This is a genomic window from Streptococcus oralis, from assembly GCF_001578945.1.
Taxonomy (GTDB): Bacteria; Bacillota; Bacilli; order Lactobacillales; family Streptococcaceae; genus Streptococcus; species Streptococcus oralis_Q.
Genome location: NZ_KQ969592.1, coordinates 1 through 617 on the forward strand (window position 1 = coordinate 1; position 617 = coordinate 617).

Genomic DNA, 617 nt, shown 5'->3' on the forward strand with positions numbered 1-617 from the left:
AACCCTTAGTAGTAGTCCCCAAGCGGTTATCCAGTTAGCCCTGAATCGGGCAACCGAAGAAGTCAAGGATATCCAACCGGCAACAGCAGATGCAAACAAGGCTGAAATCAAACCTAATGTCAGTTCCAATACAGAAGTATTGCTCTTTGATAAAGATTTTAACCAACTCTTACTTGGAAATCACTTTCTAGGCTTGGACAAGATTAAGTTGGATAAGAAAGAGTTGAATCATATTCGACAAATTCAAGTTGTCAATAGCTACGGTCAAGAAGAAACTTATCGAATGATCTTGATGGAAACCAATTCATCCACTGTTTCAAGTAATGTCAAATATGCGGCAATCTTGATTAATACTAGTCAGCTTGAGCAGATTAGCCAAAACCATGAGCATTTAATCGTAGTGGTCATGGCTAGTTTCTGGCTCCTGTCTTTAATTGCTAGTGTTTACCTAGCAAGAGTCAGCGTCAAGCCTTTGCTGGAAAGTATGCAAAAGCAGAAGTCTTTTGTTGAAAATGCCAGTCATGAATTGAGAACTCCCTTAGCCGTGTTGCAAAATCGTCTAGAGAACCTTTTTAGAAAACCAGAAGCTACTATTATGGAATCAAGTGAAAGTATAG

1 protein-coding gene is annotated in these 617 nt (G+C 39.2%); it reads left to right on the forward strand.

What is annotated here, in order from left to right:
- Positions 1-617: histidine kinase dimerization/phospho-acceptor domain-containing protein (locus SORDD16_RS09940; RefSeq protein ID WP_347230213.1), on the forward strand; the 617-nt coding region annotated here is incomplete at both ends.